A 16,016-nucleotide genomic window follows, 5' to 3' on the forward strand; every position below is an offset into this window, starting at 1 on the left:
GTCCAGCTGCTTCGCTTTCCGTGTAAAGATGCACCGGCATAAGCCGTTATCCGAATGAAGCGAACACAATGTGTTTTACATAACGTGTTTACAAGGGTGGTACCGCGAAACTTTAACCTCGTCCCTTTCCAGGGATGGGGTTTTTTTGTTTTTTCTGGTGCCTGACACCAATTACCGATTACTATGAAGGAGGAATTGACATGCAAGAGCGTTTAAAGGAATTGCAGGAAGAGGCTATTCAAAAAATTGAACAGTCTGGAAGCTTAAAAGAATTAAATGACATCCGTGTTGCCTACTTAGGAAAAAAGGGGCCAATTACGGAAGTGTTGCGTGGCATGGGGAAACTTTCAGCTGAAGAGCGTCCAGTGATGGGGGCATTAGCAAACGAAGTTCGTGAAGCGATTGCCGAAAAAATTGAAGCCAAACAAAAGGGGTTAGAAGAAGCAGCTGTCCTAGAAAAGCTAGCTTCTGAAAGTATCGATGTTACTCTTCCAGGCCGCCCAGTGAAGGTTGGAAATCATCATCCGCTGACTAGAATCATCGAAGAAATTGAAGACTTATTTATCGGAATGGGTTACCAGGTAGCTGAAGGTCCAGAAGTTGAACAGGATTATTATAACTTCGAAGCTCTTAATTTACCGAAAGGCCACCCAGCCCGTGATATGCAGGATTCTTTCTATATTACAGAAGACATTCTTCTTCGTACTCATACCTCTCCGGTTCAAGCCCGGACGATGGAAAAGCACCAAGGCAAAGGTCCAATCAAGATTATTTGTCCAGGTAAAGTGTACCGCCGTGATAATGATGATGCGACACACTCCCACCAATTTATGCAAATCGAAGGTCTTGTTGTCGGTGAAAACATCCGAATGAGCGACCTAAAAGGAACATTAGAAGTGTTTGCGAAGAAAATGTTCGGGGAAGATCGTGAAATCCGTCTACGCCCAAGCTTCTTCCCATTCACAGAACCTTCTGTTGAAATGGACATTTCTTGTAAAATTTGCGGCGGTCATGGCTGCAGCGTTTGTAAGCGCACCGGCTGGATCGAAATTCTTGGTGCTGGTATGGTCCATCCGAACGTTCTAGAGATGGCAGGATACGATTCTAAAAAATACACAGGTTTCGCCTTCGGTATGGGACCTGAGCGAATTGCAATGTTAAAGTACGGTGTCGATGATATCAGACATTTCTATACAAATGATGTTCGTTTCTTAAAACAATTTTCAAAACACGAGTAAGTGGGAAGGCTTCAATCCGTTGAAGTTGAATAAATAAAGGAGGATGACGACATGTTCGTTTCATATAAATGGCTCCAAGATTATATCGATTTAACTGGAGTAACTGCTGCTGAATTAGCAGAAAAAATTACAAAAAGCGGTATTGAGGTTGAGGGAGTCGAAATCCTTAACGATGGTATTAAAGGTGTTGTAGTTGGTCATGTCCTTGAACGTGAGCAGCACCCAAATGCCGATAAATTAAGCAAATGTCTTGTTGATGTAGGCGGTGAACAGCCGGTACAAATCATTTGCGGTGCACCAAATGTAGCACAGGGACAGAAGGTTGCGGTGGCAACAGTAGGTGCAGTATTACCAGGTAATTTTAAAATAAAACGTGCGAAACTTCGCGGTGAAGAATCAAACGGAATGATCTGTTCGCTGACAGAGTTAGGCATGGAAGGAAAGGTAGTTCCGAAAGAGTATTCAGAGGGAATCTTTGTTTTTCCAGCGGATACAGCAGTAGGCGTCGATGCACTAGCCGAGTTAAATCGTGACGATGAGATTCTTGAACTTAGCTTGACTCCAAACCGTGCGGATTGTTTAAGCATGCTAGGTGTTGCCTATGAAGTGGCAGCGATACTTGGCAGAGACGTTAAACTTCCAGAAACAAACCTGCAGGCTTCAACTGAAAAAGCATCTGATTATGTGAAAATTACGGTCGATGCAAAAGAGGATAATCCATTATATGTGGCGCAAATCATTAAAAATGTAAAAATTGGACCATCTCCGCTCTGGATGCAAACTCGCTTGATGTCAGCGGGAATCCGTCCACACAATAATGTGGTCGATATTACCAACTATATCCTGCTTGAATATGGTCAACCTCTCCATGCATTTGATTATGATCGCTTAGGTTCAAAGGAAATCCTTGTCCGCCGTGCAGCTGATGGCGAAAAATTTATTACGCTTGATGATGCAGAACGGACACTTACTTCCGACCATCTCGTCATTACAAATGGAACGGAACCCGTTGCCCTTGCTGGTGTCATGGGAGGAGCAAATTCAGAGGTAACCTCAGATACAACCACTGTACTGCTTGAATCCGCTTATTTTAATGGGGCGACTGTGCGTAAGGCATCGAAAGACCATGGGTTAAGAAGTGAAGCGAGCGCTCGTTTTGAAAAAGGTGTGGATCCTAATCGTGTTCGTGCTGCTGGAAATCGGGCTGCCTATCTGATGGCAAAATACGCTGGCGGTGAAGTGCTAGAAGGTGCCGTAGAGGCTGATACACTGACCGTTGAGCCAGCGGTTGTTTCGATTACTTTAGAAAAAATCAATCGAGTTCTTGGTACAGAATTGGTAATGAACGATGTAAAAGAAATCTTCGATCGCCTTCAATTTGGTGTCAGCATTGAGGAGGATACCGTAACGGTAACGGCGCCTACTCGCCGCGGTGATATTAAAATAGAAGAAGATTTACTAGAAGAGGTCGCTCGTCTTTATGGATACGATAATATTCCAAAAACATTGCCAATTGGTTCAACAACCCCTGGCAGATTGTCTGAGTATCAACAGAAGCGCCGAAAGGTTCGTCAATACCTTGAAGGGGCAGGTTTGTATCAAGCAGTGACATATTCCCTTACTAGCGAGGAAAAAGCAACTCAATTCGCGCTTGAAAAACGAGATACCATCCGTCTTTCAATGCCAATGAGTGAGGAGCGCAGCATCCTGCGATTAAGCATCATGCCACAGCTGTTAGAAGTATTAAAATACAACAGCGCTCGTCAAAATGATACCTTAGGTGTGTATGAAACTGGGGCTGTATTCTTAGCAAATGGCACGGATACTCTTCCTTCCGAAAAGGAACACATTGCAGCAGCTATTACAGGGCTATGGTCTAGTCATTCTTGGCAAGGAGAGAAGAAGGCGGTCGACTTCTTCGTAATCAAAGGAATCCTAGAAGGAATGTTTGCTAAGCTTGGTTTACTAGAACAGGTTCAATTTGTTCAAGCGCAAGTAGACGGCATGCACCCTGGACGTACGGCTGAGGTACTCTTAAATGGGGAGAAAATCGGCTTTATCGGACAAGTTCATCCAACAGTTCAAAAAGAGCTGGATTTGAAGGATACGTACGTATTCGAGCTATCATTAAAGACAGTACTTGAAGCAGAAACACCAGCATTACAATACCAGGCCATCCCACGCTTCCCGTCAATCACAAGAGACATTGCCCTTGTGGTAAACAGAGAAACGGTGTCAGGCACCCTAAAAGAAATTATCGAAACAGCGGGAGCACCTCTTCTGAAGGAAGCTGAAGTGTTTGACTTGTATGAGGGAGATAAGATGGAGGCAGGCAAGAAGTCGATTGCGTTCTCTCTTAAGTATGTTGATCCGGAACGTACGTTAACGGATGAAGAAGTAACGAAGGTTCATAACCGAGTTCTTGAGGCTTTGGAAGAAAAAGCAGGCGCGGTTTTAAGAGGTTAATAAAAAAAGAAGCTAGCTCGAAGAAAAAATTCGGGCTAGCTTTTTTTTAGTTATAACGAATTCAATTCATATTATCTCTTTTCATAAATCGTGTCATAGTTTTTCGCCAGAGTGATATCCAAATCAGTTAATCCTCCGGCATTCCATGAGGTTAAGCGAAGTGTGACTAGTTTATAGTCAATTGAAATGAATGGATGATGATTTTTTTCTTCTGAAAGCTGTGCAATTGCATTCACGAACGCCACGCCTTGTAAGAATTCACGAAAGCGATACTTTTTCACAATGAATTTTCCGTCCAATTTCCAGCCTGATAAGCCCGCAACAGCTGCCGTAATCTCCTCTTCATTTAGTCGATTTGCCACCCTTAACTCCTCCAAACACCGTTTTTATATACCTATTCGAAACTAAGACCAAAAAATCATTTCAATTTCGTTTTTTATTAACAAGGGCGATCGCTTTATCGGTATTGGCAAAGTGGAGCTTAACATAAGATGGAAGGATGTCACGCCCTTTGCTCATAATCAGTTTCGCTGCAGCAACATCCACCTGTGCCCCTGCCCCTTTTGGAATTTTGAATCCGGCAGACTCGCTGAGTTTATCAATATATTGGATGAAGGCGTATCGTGCGAGAATACTTGCTGCAGCAACGGCAAGATGAATGCCTTCTGCTTTCGTACTAAAACAAACATTCTCTTTGGCCACTGCTTTTTGCCCTTTAATATGTTGAAAATAGGTACTGCCCTGCACAAATTGGTCGATAAGAATGGCTTCGGGTTTTTCAGGCGAAATTTTGTCTAATACATTTAAGATTGCTTGATTATGAAGAATCGCCTTCATTTTCCCCTGTGACATTCCAGATTGTTGGACCTGATTATATTTTTCGTTTTTTAAGGTCATTAAACTAAACGGAATAATATCTTTAATAACCTTTGCAATTGCAATGATTTTTTCATCGTTTAAATCTTTCGAATCCCGCACACCTAATTCTTTCAACAAGGGAATATTTTCTTTTTTTACATAAGCTGCCACGACTGTAATGGGTCCGAAAAAATCTCCCGTCCCAACTTCATCTGAACCAATCACCGACATTTGACCAATCCCAACAGGCAGGTCGCCTTTTGCTTGTGATTTCGGTTTAGATGGAGAGGAAGGCTTATTTGAAGCGGCACTTCCCCATTTACTGGCCTCTTTTTCACTATCATTTCCTTGGAATAATACTTTGCCAGATTTATAAGCTGTAATCATACAGGCAGACGTTTTTGCGGCAAACACACTGCCGGGAATGTTTTTATCTAATAAACTTTTCCCGTAATAGTTTCTCATTTCCATGATCTTATTCATTTCTAGATTCAATACAACATTACCCATACTATATACACCACATTTCTAAATAAAGATAAAATACGCTTTAACTTTTCCACAGATATCGGTTCATGTTATGATAGAGAGTAGGATTCTCTGAATGGAGGCATGACGTTGTCGAATAATCAAAAAAATAGAACAACCGTAGATATATACGGACAACAATATGTTATTATGGGTTCCGAAAGTCCAAGTCACATCCGGCATGTGGCCTCATTAGTTGACAATAAAATGCGCGAAATCAGTTATAAGAATCCCAATTTAGATGCAACTAAACTCGCCGTTTTAACCGCTGTAAATGCAGTCAATGATTTTCTTCAAATGAAAGACGAATTAAATCGGCTTAAAACAGAACAACTAAAGGAAAAGGACTAAAAAATCATGTTGGATTTAGCCATTATCATTTTTTTAATTATTGGATTCTTTGTAGGCCTGAAAAGAGGCTTTATACTGCAGCTTGTTCATTTATTAGGTTTTATTATTGCATATGTAGCCGCATATTCATACTACGAACAGTTAGCACCGAAGTTAACATTATGGATTCCTTATCCGAACTTCGGTAATATGTCCACCCTAAAAATCCTTGGCGAAAGCAGTAATATGGAAACCGCCTTTTATCGTGCGATTGCCTTTGTCATCATCTTTTTTGCGGTAAAAGTATTATTGCAAATTATTGGTTCCATGCTCGATTTCGTTGCTCATCTGCCTATTTTAAAGCAGTTGAATGTTTGGGCAGGAGGGATTCTAGGTTTCGTTGAAGTGTATTTAGTTATCTTTATTTTATTATATATTTCAGCCCTTGTACCAATCGAATTTATGCAAAATGCTTTGGACCATTCGATCATGTCAAAAGCAATTGTGAATAACACTCCGATCCTTTCACAGCAAATAAAAAGCTTGTGGATAGAATATACAGCTGCTTTAACTTCTCTGTAGCAGAGAAGTTTTTCTATTCATGCCATAAAGTAGGCTAAAATGAAAATGCTAATCAGTAGGTAGGTGACTTAATAATGGAAGCAACTAAAAAAGATTTATTACGCTTATTAGAAACGATTGCCGTTTATATGGAGTTAAAGGGAGAAAACCCTTTTAAGGTTTCTGCTTTTCGAAAAGCGGGCAATGCCTTGGAAACAGATGAACGAGACTTAACAGAAATTGAAGATTTTACAACGATTTCTGGGATCGGTAAAGGGACAGCCGCTGTCATAGATGAATACATAAAAGAGGGTACTTCCTCCGTGTTAATAGAGTTAAAGGCGGAGGTTCCAAGAGGACTAATCCCGTTGCTTCAGCTCCCAGGACTTGGGGGTAAGAAGATTGCAAAACTATACAAAGAGTTAAAGGTCATTGATGTTTCCAGTTTAAAAAAAGCCTGTGAAGCAGGAAAGGTTCAAGCACTCGCTGGTTTTGGTAAAAAAACAGAGGAAAAAATTCTCAGTGCCATTGCCAATGTCGGTACAAGGCCTGAACGGCTTCCGTTAGCGTACATGCTGCCTATTGCAGAGCAGATTGAAGCCACACTGGCGGAATTTAAAGATATTGAGCGATTCTCACGTGCAGGAAGCCTGCGCAGAATGAGAGAGACGATTAAAGATCTTGATTTTATCATCGCAACCAATCAGCCTGAACATGTGCGCGAGCAGCTATTACAATTAGCAAACATTAAAGAAGTGATTGGAGCAGGAGAAACGAAGGTCTCCCTCGTTTTTGCCTATGATTATGATATTTCTGTCGATTTTCGCCTCGTGAAACCCGAAGAATTTATCACAACTCTGCATCATTTCACTGGATCAAAAGATCATAATGTCCGGATGAGACAACTTGCGAAAGAACGCGGTGAAAAAATCAGTGAATATGGCGTGGAAATAAGCGAGACAGGGGAAATTCTCACCTTCTCATCTGAAGAAGAATTTTTCAAGCATTTTGACCTTCCCTTTATTCCTCCAGAAATAAGAGAGGACGGGAAAGAAGTCGAGATATTCAGTGCAACGGAGGAATTAATTGAGTTAGCAGATATTAAAGGTGATCTGCACATGCATTCCACCTGGAGCGACGGTGCCCATTCCATTGAACAAATGGCTCAAGTCTGCCGGGCAAGAGGTTATCAATATATGGCCATCACAGACCATTCACAGTATTTAAAAGTGGCTAATGGCCTTACACGCGAAAGACTACTAATGCAAAGAGAAGAAATTAACAGACTAAATCAAAAGTATGATGATTTTCTTATTCTAGCGGGTGTCGAGATGGATATTCTTCCAGATGGCAGCTTGGATTATGATGATGAGTTCCTGGCTGATATGGATTTCGTGATTGCCTCCATTCATTCTGCCTTTTCTCAACCGCGGGAAAAAATCATGGAACGTCTAAAGACAGCGTTAACGAATGCCCATGTGGATTTAATAGCTCATCCAACCGGCCGAAAAATCGGGCGCCGCGAAGGATATGATGTCGACATCGATTTACTGATTCAACTTGCCAAAGAAACCAATACAGCACTAGAACTAAATGCAAATCCCAATAGGCTAGATCTAGCAGCCGAATATCTACGAAAGGCTCAAGATGCGGGAGTAAAAATCCTTATCAACACAGATGCACATAAAATGGACACATTAAAGCATATGGAAATCGGTGTTTCCGCAGCCAAAAAAGGCTGGATTAAAAAATCATCCGTGTTAAATGCCCTGGATAAAAATGACCTGCTAGAATTTTTACATAATCGAGAATAGGAGGTTATCTCCATGCAAGAAAAGGCATTAAAAGTATTAGAATTCACTAAAGTTAAAGAACAGTTGATAGAACATGCGGCTTCTTCCCTTGGGAGAAGAAAAATACAGGACTTAGTCCCATCTACTGATTTTGATGAGGTGGTTAAACTTCAAGCTGAAACAGATGAGGCAGCGACGGTATTCCGGGTAAAAGGGAATGTTCCACTTTCAGGTGTTCATGATATAACTGCACACATCAAACGTTCTGTCATTGGCGGTGTGTTAAGCCCGCATGAACTTATTCAAATAGCTAGTACTATCCATGCAAGCAGACAAATGAAACGATTTATCGAAGAGTTTGCTGATGAACGAACAGAAATTCCGATTTTGTCTGAACAAGCGGAGAGAATTATTCCGCTCACAAACCTTGAGCATTCAATTAAACAAGCCATCGATGACAATGGTGAGGTATTAGACAGTGCAAGCGATCTTTTACGGTCATTAAGGCATCAACTTAGATCCAATGAATCGCGAGTTCGTGAAAAATTAGAGAGTATGATTCGCTCTTCTAATGCCAGCAAAATGCTTTCCGACGCTATTGTCACGATTCGAAATGACAGATTTGTCATTCCTGTTAAACAAGAGTATCGCGGCCATTATGGCGGGATTATTCATGACCAAAGTGCATCGGGACAAACCCTTTTTATAGAACCGCAAGTGATTGTCCAATTAAACAATCAACTGCAGGATATTCGTGTGAAGGAACAACTCGAAATCGATAGGATTCTTACCGAGTTATCCGCCGCAGCGGCTGAGCGCGAAAGTGAACTTAAAGTCATCGTCAAAGTCCTTGCTAATTTAGACTTTATTTTTGCAAAGGCAAGGTTTGGAAAGCAAATAAAAGCAACCATGCCGATCATGAATAATGAAGGAAGGATTGCATTATATAAGGCAAGACATCCACTTATTCCCATCGATGAAGTCGTCGCCAACGACATCATGCTTGGAAAAGAGTTCACAACGATTGTTATCACGGGTCCGAATACTGGCGGAAAAACGGTCACCTTAAAAACACTTGGGTTGTGTACATTAATGGCCCAGGCGGGTTTGCAGATTCCAGCGTATGACGGTTCGGAGTTAGCTGTTTTTGATGCAGTTTATGCTGATATAGGCGATGAACAATCCATTGAACAGAGCTTAAGTACCTTTTCATCCCATATGGTTAATATCGTGGATATCTTAAACCGCGTCGATTTTAATAGTCTTGTACTATTTGATGAACTAGGGGCAGGCACCGATCCGCAGGAAGGTGCGGCCTTGGCGATTTCCATTTTAGATGAGGTTCACAAACGGGGCGCGAGAGTCATTGCGACGACACATTATCCTGAGTTAAAAGCATACGGTTATAACCGTGAGGGTGTTTTGAATGCAAGTGTCGAGTTTGATGTGGAAACATTAAGCCCTACCTATAAATTGTTATTAGGAGTTCCTGGGCGGAGTAACGCGTTTGAAATCTCCAAACGTCTCGGCTTAAATGAACGGGTCATCGAGGCGGCCCGCTCACATGTTAGTGAAGATACGAACCAAATTGATAAGATGATTTCATCGCTTGAGGATAGTAAACGACTGGCAGAAAAAGAGCAAGAAGAAGCTCGCGATTATTTAAAGTCTGCTGAGAAACTCCATCAAGACTTGCAGAAACAACTGATGGAATTTTACGAGAAAAAAGACTCTATGCTTGAGAAGGCAGCTGAGAAGGCTGGAGAAATCGTTGATGAGGCAAAGAGTGAGGCAGAACTGGTCATCCGAGATCTTCGCAAAATGCGCACGGAAAAGCATGCCGATATTAAAGAGCACGAATTAATTGAAGCAAAACGGCGCTTAGAAAATGCCGCACCAGAAATACCAAAATCCGCTGCTAAACTCACAACTAAAAAAACAAAGAAACATACGTATATGCCTGGCGATGAGGTAAAGGTACTTACCTTTGATCAGAAGGGCACCCTGGTTGAAAGAGTTTCTTCAAATGAATGGCAGGTTCAAATCGGTATTCTCAAAATGAAAGTAAAAGAAAAAGATATGGAATATATGAGTACCCCGAAACAGGTTGAAACCAAGCCAATGGCGATTGTCAAAGGTCGGGATTCATATGTTAAACTGGAATTAGACCTCCGCGGAGAGAGGTATGAAGATGCTCTTCTTAAGGTGGAAAAATATATTGATGATGCGCTGCTTTCCAGTTATCCACGTGTATCGATCATCCACGGTAAAGGAACGGGTGCACTGCGACAGGGTGTTCAGGAATACTTAAGAAACCATCGCTCTGTCAAAAAAATTCGCTTTGGAGAAGCTGGGGAAGGCGGATCAGGCGTAACCATCGTAGAGTTTAAATAATGTCCGGGGAGTTTTGGCAATGGACCAGTTTTGGGAGAACGAATATATTCAAATAGCTGCTAATTATAGTGTCGTCATTTTATGTTTGGTCGTCTTTTTAGCTATTTTTGAAATGGTGACCAAATATAAAAATTGGGAAGAAATCAAAAAAGGAAATGTGGCTGTGGCAATGGCAACGGGGGGGAAAATATTTGGGGTGGCCAATATCTTTCGCTGTACCATCGAGCAGAACAATTCGTTGCTTTCCATGATTGGCTGGGGGATTTATGGATTTCTGTTATTAGTAGTTGGTTATTTTATCTTTGAATTTTTAACGCCAAAATTTAAAATTGACGAAGAAATTCAAAATGATAATCGCGCAGTTGGGTTGATTTCGATGGTGATCTCGATTGGCTTATCGATTGTCATTGGTTCAGGTATTACGTAAGGGGAGAATATTAAGTGGAGACATTAGCTAAGATACTTCTTGGATTATGCGGCTTGTTTTTGCTAATCGGTTTAATCTATATGTTATTTTTTGCGTAAGCCAAAATCACCGCTGAGGATTATTCAGCGGTGATTTTTTAACTATATCGTCAATTGTTTAATGTGAGGTACTGTAATATAATAGAAGAGAAGTTCGAATTTTTGAAATTATCCATATAGAAAAGGGGGATTTTATGTATGAAGATAAGCCTTGGCTAGCACTGTATCCGAAAGAAATACCCGCCACACTTGAGTACCCTAGAGAGCCTGTACAGCAATACTTAGTGAATTCTGCAGAGCAATACCCTGAAAAAATAGCGATTCATTTTATGGGAAAAGACATCACTTATAAACAACTTTATGAAGATGCCATGAAGTTTGCTGGTTATTTGCAAGAAAACCTGGGCATTTCAAAAGGTGATCGGGTCGCGATTATGCTGCCTAACACACCACAGGCCGTGATTAGTTATTTTGGGATACTAATAGCAGGCGGAATTGTTGTACAAACGAACCCATTATATACGGAACGTGAACTTGAATATCAGATGAAAGATTCAGGAGCAAAGGCAATCATTACACTCGACATCCTCTACCCACGTGTATCTAAAGTAATGCCGCATACAAATTTACAGCATATAATTGTAACCGCTATCAAGAACTACTTACCATTCCCTAAAAATCTAATTTATCCCTTCATCCAGAAAAAACAATATGGCATTGTTGTGAATGTCAAACACGGAGGAAGCACACATCTGCTTTCGGAAATAGTAAAAATGAAGTCTTTAAAAGTGAGGGATGTTGAATTTAATCCTGAGGAAGATGTTGCTCTCCTTCAATATACAGGTGGAACGACAGGATTTCCGAAAGGTGTCATGCTCACTCATAAGAACTTAATTGCTAATACAAAGATGTGCCAGGCCTGGCTTTACAAAACCAAGCCAGGAGAAGAGTCAATACTCGCAATTATCCCGTTTTTCCACGTGTACGGCATGACAACGGTGCTCATTTTATCGGTGATGCAGGCCAATAAAATGATTCTTTTACCTAAATTTGATGTGGAGACAACATTGAAGACCATACACCAACAGCGCCCAACCGTGTTCCCAGGTGCACCAACCATTTACATTGGCCTCTTAAATTATCCTGATTTGAAAAAATATGATTTATCATCCATTCACTCTTGTATCAGTGGCTCAGCGGCCCTTCCCGTTGAAGTACAAGAGAAGTTTGAGGACGTTTCTGGAGGAAAGCTTGTAGAAGGGTATGGGTTAACGGAAGCATCTCCAGTCACACATGCGAACTTTTTATGGGATGCCCCTAGAATTAAAGGCAGTATTGGTGTGCCCTGGCCAGATACAGAAGTAAAGGTTGTAGCAACCGACACAGGTGAACCGGTGCCGATCAAGGAAATGGGAGAAATCGTGATAAAAGGGCCGCAAATCATGAAAGGGTACTGGAATCGTCCAGAGGATACCAAGGAAGTCCTTCATGATGGATGGTTATATACAGGTGATCTTGGCTATATGGATGAACAAGGCTATTTTTATGTCGTTGATCGCAAAAAGGATATGATTATCGCCGGTGGGTATAATATCTATCCAAGAGAAATAGAGGAAGTATTATATGAACATCCGGATGTGGTTGAAGCGGTTGTAGCAGGAATACCTGATCAATACCGTGGAGAAACGGTTAAAGCATACATTGTTTTAAAAGAAGGTTCAACGGTTACGGCAGAAGAAATGAATCATTTTTCACGAAAATATCTTGCAGCATACAAGGCACCAAGATACTATGAATTTAGACAAGAATTACCCAAAACAGCCGTAGGGAAAATTCTAAGAAGGATGCTAGTTGAGGAAGAGAAACAAAAAATAGAAGAAAACCAAAAACACGCATAATTGCTCCTCTTTTTTTTGACAGATTAAGCCTGTCCCTAACCCATTATATGAAAAAAGTAATGAGATATCTTGACATATCCAGAGATAATAACTATTATTAAAATATGAATGATTATTCATTCATATTTTTCTTTTTAATAATTCTTATTAACTGAACAGAACTTTTTTTTTCAAAGGAGGGATAAAGTTGAAAAAAAGTAAGCCCAAATACATGCAAATTATTGATGCTGCGGTGATTGTAATTGCTGAAAATGGCTACCATCAAGCTCAAGTTTCAAAAATTGCAAAGCAGGCTGGAGTGGCTGATGGCACCATTTATCTATATTTTAAAAACAAGGAAGACATCCTTATCTCTCTCTTTGAAGAAAAAATGGGAAGTTTCATTGAAAAAATAGATACAATGATAGCAGGAAAAGGGACGGCGGCAGAGAAGTTATTAATGATGATAGAAGCTCATTTTAGTATGCTTTCTGAAGACCATCACATGGCAATCGTGACACAGTTAGAGTTACGGCAATCGAATAAGGAACTGCGGCACCGAATTAATAATGTTCTAAAAGGTTACCTGCAGGTAATTGATAAGATTGTTATTGAAGGTAAAGAAACCGGTGAGTTTCCCATCGACCTCGATATCCGTCTGGCCCGGCAAATGATTTTCGGTACAATCGATGAAACCGTGACATCATGGGTGATGAACGAGGAAAAGTACGATCTAGTTGCACTGGCTACTCCAGTCCATCGCCTCTTGATTAATGGCTGTGGAAGCCGATAAATATTAAAATAGGGGGAAATCCAATGGAATATTTAAAATGGTCTTTTCAAGACAGTATTGCGACAATTACAATTGATCGTCCTCCAGCAAACGCCCTTTCTTCAGGACTACTAAGGGAATTGTCAACTGTGCTTGATGAGATTGAACCTAATCGCGAGATCAGAGTTATTGTCATTCATGGGGAAGGGCGCTTTTTCTCTGCTGGTGCAGATATTAAAGAATTTACTACTGTCACTTCTTCAGAAGGATTTTCAAATCTTGGAAAGTATGGGCAAGACTTATTTGACCGAATGGAAAAATTCCCGAAACCCATTATCGCCGCTATCCATGGTGCAGCACTTGGCGGAGGGCTTGAACTAGCAATGGCATGCCATATCCGCTATGTTAGTGAGCAGGCAAAACTTGGTCTGCCTGAATTGCAGCTTGGCTTAATACCAGGATTTGCTGGTTCGCAGCGTCTGCCTAAATATGTGGGCGTGGCAAGAGCTGCAGAAATGCTGTTTACTTCTGAGCCAATCACAGGTATAGAAGCAGTCCAATTTGGTTTAGCAAATCGTGCTTTTCCCGACACAGAAGTAGTCCCGCAGGCACTTAAACTAGCAGCGAAAATTGCGAAAAAAAGCCCAGGGTCCATCAGTGCGGCAATTGAACTGCTAAATTATGCAAAAACAGAAGAGTTCTACGAAGGTTCCAAAAGAGAATCTGAGTTATTTGGTCAAGTGTTTGTTTCTAACGATGGGAAAGAAGGCATCCAAGCCTTTATTGAAAAAAGAGAACCAAATTTTAAGGGTGAATAAACTTATCTTTGCAGGTATAATTGTAAAGGAAGCCCTTTTTTTATAAAAAATTTTCTCAATCTTTCAAACTGAGCGAATGCTCGAAATTTTATTAGGAGGGAAATCATGAATATTTATGTATTAATGAAAAGAACCTTTGATACCGAGGAAAAAATTTCGATTTCTGCTGGAAAAATTAATGAGGATGGCGCTGAATTTATCATCAATCCGTATGATGAATATGCTATTGAAGAAGCAATCCAGGTTCGCGATGCTAAAGGTGGAGAAGTCACCGTTATTTCTGTTGGAACAGAAGAAGCAGAAAAGCAATTACGTACTGCACTGGCAATGGGTGCAGATAAAGCAGTCCTTATCAATACCGAGGATGATGTAGAAGGCGGAGATCAATTTACGACAGCAAAAATCCTTGCTGAATATTTAAAGGATAAAGATGCTGATTTAATCATTGGCGGAAATGTAGCGATTGACGGTGGATCAGGTCAAGTGGGCCCACGTGTTGCGGAATTGTTAAACATACCTTATGTAACCACTATTACTAAATTAGAAATTGACGGAACAAATGTAACCGTTGCCAGAGACGTTGAAGGTGATTCTGAAGTCATCGAAACTAGCCTCCCACTATTAGTTACAGCCCAACAAGGACTAAACGAACCGCGCTACCCATCCTTACCTGGGATTATGAAAGCAAAGAAGAAGCCGCTTGAAGAATTAGAGTTAGATGACCTAGACCTTGATGAAGACGATGTGGAAGCAAAAACAAAAACGATTGAAATTTATTTGCCGCCTAAGAAGGAAGCAGGCCGCGTTCTAGCCGGCGATTTGAATGATCAAGTAAAAGAACTTGTTCAACTTCTTCATACCGAAGCAAAAGTAATCTAACGGGTTTAATACAAATTTTGATCTCAGGAGGTATATGGAATGTCAAGAAAAGTGGTAGTTTTAGGAGAAGTTCGTGACGGTTCATTACGTAATGTGTCATTCGAAGCAATTGCAGCAGCAAAAACAGTTGCTGAAGGCGGAGAAGTAGTTGGTGTTTTAGTGGGCGATTCTGTAAGTGCTCTATCGACTGAGTTAATCCAATTTGGTGCGGACCGTGTGGTTGTGGTTGAAGATGAGAAATTAAAACTTTATACATCAGATGGTTACGCTCAAGCACTTTTAGCGGTGCTTGACCAAGAAAAACCAGAAGGGCTGATTTTGGGACATACCTCATTAGGTAAAGACCTTTCCCCAAGAATTGCCGGAAAATTAGCATCAGGTTTAATCTCAGACGCCACTGCTATTGAAGTAGCGGGTGGAAATGTCGTGTTCACAAGACCGATTTATTCCGGTAAAGCATTTGAAAGGAAAATTGTGACAGAGGGCTTGATTTTCGCAACGGTACGACCAAATAATATCGCCCCACTTGAGAAAGACGAAGGCAGAAGCGGAGATGTATCAGCCCTTTCTGTAGAAATCAAGGATCTTCGTGCAATCATTAAAGAGGTCGTTAGAAAAGCGAGTGAGGGTGTTGATTTAAGCGAGGCGAAAGTAGTTATTTCAGGAGGCCGCGGTGTAAAAAGTGCGGATGGGTTCCAACCGCTTAAAGAGTTAGCCACAGTCCTTGGCGGTGCAGTAGGTGCTTCTCGTGGTGCTTGTGATGCTGATTATTGTGATTACTCGCTGCAAATTGGCCAAACGGGCAAGGTTGTTACACCAGATCTTTATATTGCTTGCGGCATTTCCGGAGCTATTCAGCATTTAGCCGGGATGTCTAACTCAAAAGTAATCGTTGCTATTAACAAGGACCCAGAAGCAAACATTTTTAAAGTAGCTGATTACGGAATTGTCGGTGACTTGTTTGAAGTAGTTCCATTACTAACTGAGGAGTTTAAAAAGCTCAAAGTACACTCATAATAATAAGGGCGAGCGGAATG

Annotated in this window: 14 protein-coding genes and 1 other annotated feature (1 of these 15 only partly in view); of the genes, 12 read left to right on the forward strand and 2 right to left on the reverse strand. The window is 41.0% G+C overall.

Going from position 1 to position 16,016, the window contains the following annotated elements; translation table 11 throughout:
• Nucleotides 1–129, forward strand: a binding site (T-box leader) (it extends 140 nt beyond the left edge of the window).
• 71 nt (nucleotides 130–200) lie between these two features.
• Both pheS and pheT read left to right on the forward strand, forming a co-directional pair.
• Nucleotides 201–1,238, forward strand: coding sequence for a phenylalanine--tRNA ligase subunit alpha (gene pheS, locus M3610_RS15530; RefSeq protein WP_098574324.1), 1,038 nt, complete (start codon nucleotides 201–203; stop codon nucleotides 1,236–1,238).
• 51 nt (nucleotides 1,239–1,289) lie between these two features.
• Nucleotides 1,290–3,704 (forward strand): phenylalanine--tRNA ligase subunit beta, encoded by a 2,415-nt coding sequence (pheT, locus tag M3610_RS15535; RefSeq protein ID WP_251460286.1) that lies wholly within the window; start codon nucleotides 1,290–1,292, stop codon nucleotides 3,702–3,704.
• Between the two features lie 71 nt (nucleotides 3,705–3,775).
• On the opposite strand, the gene M3610_RS15540 is transcribed toward pheT, so the two are convergent.
• Complete coding sequence (locus M3610_RS15540) at nucleotides 3,776–4,066, reverse strand: 4a-hydroxytetrahydrobiopterin dehydratase (RefSeq protein WP_251460288.1); 291 nt, start codon at nucleotides 4,064–4,066, stop codon at nucleotides 3,776–3,778.
• Nucleotides 4,067–4,127: 61 nt separating this feature from the next.
• Nucleotides 4,128–5,072 (reverse strand): ribonuclease HIII, encoded by a 945-nt coding sequence (gene rnhC, locus M3610_RS15545; protein WP_251460290.1) that lies wholly within the window; start codon nucleotides 5,070–5,072, stop codon nucleotides 4,128–4,130.
• A gap of 108 nt (nucleotides 5,073–5,180) precedes the next feature.
• Between rnhC and zapA the strand changes: the two genes are divergently transcribed.
• From zapA to M3610_RS15595, 10 genes are all read left to right on the forward strand, one after another.
• Nucleotides 5,181–5,441 carry a cell division protein ZapA gene (gene zapA, locus M3610_RS15550; RefSeq protein WP_098574316.1) on the forward strand — a complete coding sequence of 87 codons (261 nt, stop codon included), beginning with the start codon at nucleotides 5,181–5,183 and terminating at the stop codon, nucleotides 5,439–5,441.
• Nucleotides 5,442–5,447: 6 nt separating this feature from the next.
• A complete protein-coding gene (locus M3610_RS15555) occupies nucleotides 5,448–6,002 on the forward strand; it encodes a CvpA family protein (protein ID WP_098574314.1) in 555 nt (184 codons plus the stop codon).
• A gap of 74 nt (nucleotides 6,003–6,076) precedes the next feature.
• The gene (gene polX / locus M3610_RS15560; RefSeq protein ID WP_251460292.1) at nucleotides 6,077–7,795 is read left to right on the forward strand and encodes a DNA polymerase/3'-5' exonuclease PolX; all 1,719 of its coding nucleotides are present in this window, start codon (nucleotides 6,077–6,079) and stop codon (nucleotides 7,793–7,795) included.
• A gap of 12 nt (nucleotides 7,796–7,807) precedes the next feature.
• Complete coding sequence (locus M3610_RS15565) at nucleotides 7,808–10,168, forward strand: endonuclease MutS2 (RefSeq protein ID WP_251460294.1); 2,361 nt, start codon at nucleotides 7,808–7,810, stop codon at nucleotides 10,166–10,168.
• Between the two features lie 19 nt (nucleotides 10,169–10,187).
• Complete coding sequence (locus tag M3610_RS15570) at nucleotides 10,188–10,595, forward strand: DUF350 domain-containing protein (RefSeq protein WP_251460296.1); 408 nt, start codon at nucleotides 10,188–10,190, stop codon at nucleotides 10,593–10,595.
• A gap of 232 nt (nucleotides 10,596–10,827) precedes the next feature.
• Nucleotides 10,828–12,531 carry a long-chain-fatty-acid--CoA ligase gene (locus M3610_RS15575; protein ID WP_251460299.1) on the forward strand — a complete coding sequence of 568 codons (1,704 nt, stop codon included), beginning with the start codon at nucleotides 10,828–10,830 and terminating at the stop codon, nucleotides 12,529–12,531.
• Nucleotides 12,532–12,718: 187 nt separating this feature from the next.
• The gene (locus tag M3610_RS15580) at nucleotides 12,719–13,303 is read left to right on the forward strand and encodes a fatty acid metabolism transcriptional regulator FadR (RefSeq protein ID WP_098574304.1); all 585 of its coding nucleotides are present in this window, start codon (nucleotides 12,719–12,721) and stop codon (nucleotides 13,301–13,303) included.
• 23 nt (nucleotides 13,304–13,326) lie between these two features.
• Complete coding sequence (locus M3610_RS15585) at nucleotides 13,327–14,100, forward strand: enoyl-CoA hydratase (protein WP_251460301.1); 774 nt, start codon at nucleotides 13,327–13,329, stop codon at nucleotides 14,098–14,100.
• A gap of 105 nt (nucleotides 14,101–14,205) precedes the next feature.
• Nucleotides 14,206–14,979, forward strand: coding sequence for an electron transfer flavoprotein subunit beta/FixA family protein (locus M3610_RS15590; protein WP_251460304.1), 774 nt, complete (start codon nucleotides 14,206–14,208; stop codon nucleotides 14,977–14,979).
• Between the two features lie 39 nt (nucleotides 14,980–15,018).
• Nucleotides 15,019–15,996: an electron transfer flavoprotein subunit alpha/FixB family protein gene (locus M3610_RS15595; RefSeq protein ID WP_251460307.1), complete on the forward strand. Its 978-nt coding sequence runs from the start codon at nucleotides 15,019–15,021 to the stop codon at nucleotides 15,994–15,996.
• Nucleotides 15,997–16,016 lie beyond the last annotated feature (20 nt).

The sequence above is a fragment of the Neobacillus sp. MER 74 genome (genome assembly GCF_023714155.1).

What these genes read in the sequence shown, in the direction of transcription:
- pheT (WP_251460286.1), top strand. Translation starts at nt 1,290, where the DNA reads ATGTTCGTTTCATATAAATGGCTCCAAGATTATATCGATTTAACTGGA.
- M3610_RS15595 (WP_251460307.1), top strand. Translation starts at nt 15,019, where the DNA reads ATGTCAAGAAAAGTGGTAGTTTTAGGAGAAGTTCGTGACGGTTCATTA.
- M3610_RS15565 (WP_251460294.1), top strand. Translation starts at nt 7,808, where the DNA reads ATGCAAGAAAAGGCATTAAAAGTATTAGAATTCACTAAAGTTAAAGAA.
- M3610_RS15570 (WP_251460296.1), top strand. Translation starts at nt 10,188, where the DNA reads ATGGACCAGTTTTGGGAGAACGAATATATTCAAATAGCTGCTAATTAT.
- M3610_RS15555 (WP_098574314.1), top strand. Translation starts at nt 5,448, where the DNA reads ATGTTGGATTTAGCCATTATCATTTTTTTAATTATTGGATTCTTTGTA.
- polX (WP_251460292.1), top strand. Translation starts at nt 6,077, where the DNA reads ATGGAAGCAACTAAAAAAGATTTATTACGCTTATTAGAAACGATTGCC.
- M3610_RS15575 (WP_251460299.1), top strand. Translation starts at nt 10,828, where the DNA reads ATGTATGAAGATAAGCCTTGGCTAGCACTGTATCCGAAAGAAATACCC.
- pheS (WP_098574324.1), top strand. Translation starts at nt 201, where the DNA reads ATGCAAGAGCGTTTAAAGGAATTGCAGGAAGAGGCTATTCAAAAAATT.
- M3610_RS15590 (WP_251460304.1), top strand. Translation starts at nt 14,206, where the DNA reads ATGAATATTTATGTATTAATGAAAAGAACCTTTGATACCGAGGAAAAA.
- rnhC (WP_251460290.1), bottom strand. Translation starts at nt 5,072, where the DNA reads ATGGGTAATGTTGTATTGAATCTAGAAATGAATAAGATCATGGAAATG.
- M3610_RS15585 (WP_251460301.1), top strand. Translation starts at nt 13,327, where the DNA reads ATGGAATATTTAAAATGGTCTTTTCAAGACAGTATTGCGACAATTACA.